Raw genomic sequence first — 4,022 nt, forward strand, 5'->3', positions numbered from 1 at the left:
GTATCGGGGTGACCCTCCGCCTTGCGATCGCACGCACCAGACGCCGCCAGGCCCGCCCTACGGGCGGACGACGCTACTTTCGAAACACGCCCTAGAGCCCGAGCCTGGCCACCGCCTTCCCCGCATCAAGCCGGCACGCCCCCTCACCGGCGTACGACCAGGCGGCCCCGCACAGCGCCCGCAACCCGTCGAGCACGTCCCCGTCGCCCTCCAGCGCCAGCTCGTCACCGCGCACCGCGGCCGTCCAGCCACCGCAGCCGAACCCACCGCCGTTCTCCGTCACCTCGGGCTGCCCGGTGAGCAGTCCCCGCAGATCCGCATCCACATACGTGGGCCGGTGCCTCGGCTCGGCCGCCACCAGCTGCGCCGCGTCCGTCACTCCGGTGAGCACCAGCAGTGAGTCCACTCCACCGTTGAACGCACCCTCGATGTCCGTGTCCAGCCGGTCCCCGACCACCAGTGGCCGCACCGCCCCGGTCCGCAGCACGGTCTCACGGTGCATCGGCGGCAGCGGCTTCCCGGCGACCTGCGGCTCGGCACCGGTGGCGATCCGTACGACCTCGACCGCCGCACCATTGCCCGGCGCGATCCCCCGGGCGCTCGGAATCGTCAGATCGATGTTGGACGCGAACCACGGCACCCCACGGTTGATCGCGTACGCAGCCTCCGCGAACCGTCCCCACGCCATGTCGGGACCGCCGTACCCCTGCGCCACTGCCACCGGCTCGTCGTCCGCCGACTCCACCGGCACCAGCCCGCGCTCCACCAGCGCGACCTTCAGCCCCTCGCCCCCGACCACGAGCACCCGGGCCCCGGCCGCCAGTTGATCGGCCATCAGCCGCGCCACCGCCTGCGCCGAGGTGATCACGTCGGCGGGCTCGGCCGGCACCCCGAGCTCGGTCAAATGGTCCGCCACGGCAGCCGGCGTACGCAGCGCATTGTTGGTCACGTACGCGAGATGCATCCCCCCGTCCCGCGCGGCGCCCAGCGAATCGACGGCATGCACGATCGCGTGACCGCCCGCGTACACCACCCCGTCAAGATCCAGCAGAGCCGTGTCATACGCCTCGCTCAGCGCAGTGCTGACCCCGCTCGGCCGGGTCCTGCTCGCCTGACTCATATCTTCGCGCTCCTCATTGCATGCTTCTCCCTCGATCATCGCGCATCGCCACAACCCACATACGATGCAGAAATGAAGACACCAGGTCCCACCGGCCAGGGGCTGCACCTGATCCCGTTCCGCGGGCTGCGCTACGTCCCCGAGCGGGTCGGCAGTCTCGCCGCGGTGACCTCACCGCCCTATGACGTCGTCGTGCGCCCCGACGGGCTGCACCACCTGGAATCGGCGGACCCGCACAACATCGTCCGATTGATCCTGCCGCAGGCCGACACGCCCGCCGCCCGCCAGGAGCAGGCCGCCGAGACTCTGAACCGCTGGCTCGACGAAGGCATACTGGCCCCCGAGAGCGAGCCCGCGCTCTACGTCTACGAGCAGCGCAGCGGCGAGATTCTGCAACGCGGCATCGTGGGAGCACTGGCGCTCTCCTCCCCCGCCGACGGCATCGTCCTGCCGCACGAAGACGTCATGGCCCACGTCGTCGAGGATCGCGCCAACCTGATGCGCACCACAGCCGCCCACCTGGAACCGCTCCTGCTCACCTACCGCAGCGAGGGCGACGAGACCGGCGCGACCGCTGTGATCGAGCGCACCATCCACCGGTCGCCGCTGCTCGCGACGACCACCGAGGACGGCTACCGGCACCGGCTCTGGGCGGTCACCGACCCGGCCGACCGGTCCGAGATCGAGACCGACCTCACTCGCCGCCAGGCGCTCATCGCCGACGGCCACCACCGCTGGGCCACCTACCTCCGGCTGCAGCAGGAACACACCGGCCCGGGCCCCTGGGACTTCGGCCTGGTCCTCCTCGTCGACACGGCCCGTTACCCGCTCCGGGTACGCGCCATCCACCGGTTGCTGCATCGCTTCCCCGTCGCCGACGCCCTTGCCGCGTTGAACGGCGCCTTCCGAGTCCGCGACATCGAGGAACCACTCCCCGTTGCTCTCGACGCCCTCGCCGAGGCGGCCACCGAAGGCAACGCCTTCCTGCTGGCGGGCGACGGCCGCTTCCATCTCGTCGACCGCCCGGACGAGGCACTGCTGGCCCGCACGATCCCTGCCGACCGCCCACTCGCCTGGCGCACTCTCGATGCGACGGTCCTGCACACGACGCTTCTCGATCATGTGTGGCAGATCCCCGACAGCCCGGAACGCATCGCGTACATACACGACACCGAGGCAGCCGTGGAACAGGCCGAGCGCCGCCACACCACCGCGGTCCTGATGCATCCGGTACGCGAAGAAGTCGTCCGGGACCTGGCCCGACAGGGAGTTACCATGCCCCGCAAGTCGACCTCGTTCGGCCCCAAGCCGGCCACGGGCCTGGTCCTGCGCAGCCTCGCCCTCGGCTGACCGCGAGCACGAACGCCGGACACAGAAAAGAGGGCGGCATCCCTTCCGGGATGCCGCCCTCTCTCATGTCTTACGCCTTCGTCGACCCGTCCTCATCCGCATCGTCGACATCGCCGTCGACATCAGCGTCGGGGCCGGCGTCGGCCTCGACCGTCTCGTCGTCGTCACTCTCACCGAGAGCGTCGACGAACTCGACACCATCCAGCTCGGCGAGCCGGTCCGACGCGTCGGTGGCACCGTCCTTGTCGGCCTCCAGGGCCTTCGCGAACCATTCACGCGCCTCGTCCTCGCGCCCCGCGGCAAGCAGCGCATCGGCGTACGCATAGCGCAGTCGCGGCGTCCACGGGTGCACGGCGCTCGAGGCGAGCTCGGAGCTCTGCAGGGTAACAATGGCGGCGTCGATCTGCCCCATGTCCCTGCGCGCCCCGGCGGCCACCAGGCGCATCTCGACCTGCCCAGCCTTGTCCAGCTTCTGCACCTCGGGCTCGCCGGCCATGGCCATCGCTCGCTCGGGCCGCCCGAGTCCACGCTCGCAATCGGCCATAACGGGCCACAGCTCCACGGAACCGGTCATCCGCTTCGCCGCCCGGAACTCGGCCAGCGCCTCCGAGTACTTCTGCGTCGCGTACGCGGCGAAGCCGGCCGCCTCCCGCACAGCAGCCACCCGCGAGGCCAGCCGCAGCGCGATACGCGAGTACGCGTAAGCCTGCTCGGGGTCCTCGTCGATGAGCCGGGCAACCATGACGAGGTTGCGGGCAACATCCTCGGCCAGGGTCTTCGGCAGGCTCATCAGCTCCTGCCGCACATCCTTGTCGATCTCGTCACCGGTGACGTCGTCAGGAATGGGAAGCCGCTTGACCGGCTCACGATCCCGGTCGTCCCGGCGGTCGTAGCCACCACGGTCGTCGCGCCCCCGGTAGCCACCACGCTCGCGGTCGTCCCGCTGCCCGCGGTATCCACCGCCACCGCGGCTGTCGTCACGGCGGAAGCCGCCGCCACGGCTGTCGTCGTCGCGACGGGGCCCACGCGGCCGGTCCTCACGGCGCTCGAAGCCACCGGGACGCCCACCACGCTCGTCATCACGACGCGGCGCACGATCGTCGCGGGGGAACCTGCCGGCGCCGCCACGGCTGTCGTCACGGCGGAAGCCACCGGCACGGTCGTCGCGACGGAAGCCGCCCCGGTCACCACCGCTCGTGGGCCGACTGTCATCACGACGGAACCCACCACCGGAACCGCCACCACGGCTGTCGTCACGGCGGAAGCCACCGCCGGACCCACCACCACGGCTGTCATCACGACGGAACCCGCCCCGGTCGTTGTCCCGACGCGGGCCGCCGGCACGGTCGTCGCGACGGAAGCCGCCCCGGTCGCCGCCGCTCGTGGGCCGACTGTCATCACGACGGAACCCACCACCGGAGCCACCGCCGCGGCTGTCGTCACGGCGGAAGCCGCCGCCACGGCTGTCGTCGTCGCGACGGGGCCCACGCGGCCGGTCCTCACGGCGCTCGAAGCCACCGGGACGCCCACCACGCTCGTCATCACGACGCGG

The 4,022-nt window shown here is 71.2% G+C and carries 3 protein-coding genes; 1 reads left to right on the forward strand and 2 read right to left on the reverse strand.

Features of this window, described 5'->3' with window-relative positions:
• Nucleotides 1-91: 91 nt before the first annotated feature.
• Nucleotides 92-1,120, reverse strand: a complete 1,029-nt coding sequence (locus ACIBB8_RS37590) for an HAD hydrolase-like protein (protein ID WP_398959878.1) — start codon at nucleotides 1,118-1,120, stop codon at nucleotides 92-94.
• Between the two features lie 72 nt (nucleotides 1,121-1,192).
• Between ACIBB8_RS37590 and ACIBB8_RS37595 the strand changes: the two genes are divergently transcribed.
• On the forward strand, nucleotides 1,193-2,470 hold the full coding sequence (locus ACIBB8_RS37595; RefSeq protein ID WP_398959880.1) for a DUF1015 domain-containing protein: 1,278 nt from the start codon (nucleotides 1,193-1,195) through the stop codon (nucleotides 2,468-2,470).
• Nucleotides 2,471-2,540: 70 nt separating this feature from the next.
• Here the strand turns inward: ACIBB8_RS37595 and ACIBB8_RS37600 are convergent, their stop codons facing one another.
• Nucleotides 2,541-3,260, reverse strand: a complete 720-nt coding sequence (locus ACIBB8_RS37600) for a tetratricopeptide repeat protein (protein ID WP_398959882.1) — start codon at nucleotides 3,258-3,260, stop codon at nucleotides 2,541-2,543.
• Nucleotides 3,261-4,022 lie beyond the last annotated feature (762 nt).

The sequence above is a fragment of the Streptomyces sp. NPDC051286 genome, from assembly GCF_044455345.1.
Lineage (GTDB): Bacteria > Actinomycetota > Actinomycetes > Streptomycetales > Streptomycetaceae > Streptomyces.

Excerpts from the sequence above, each read along its gene's own strand:
- ACIBB8_RS37590 (WP_398959878.1), bottom strand. The coding sequence starts at position 1,120 with ATGAGTCAGGCGAGCAGGACCCGGCCGAGCGGGGTCAGCACTGCGCTG.
- ACIBB8_RS37595 (WP_398959880.1), top strand. The coding sequence starts at position 1,193 with ATGAAGACACCAGGTCCCACCGGCCAGGGGCTGCACCTGATCCCGTTC.
- ACIBB8_RS37600 (WP_398959882.1), bottom strand. The coding sequence starts at position 3,260 with ATGAGCCTGCCGAAGACCCTGGCCGAGGATGTTGCCCGCAACCTCGTC.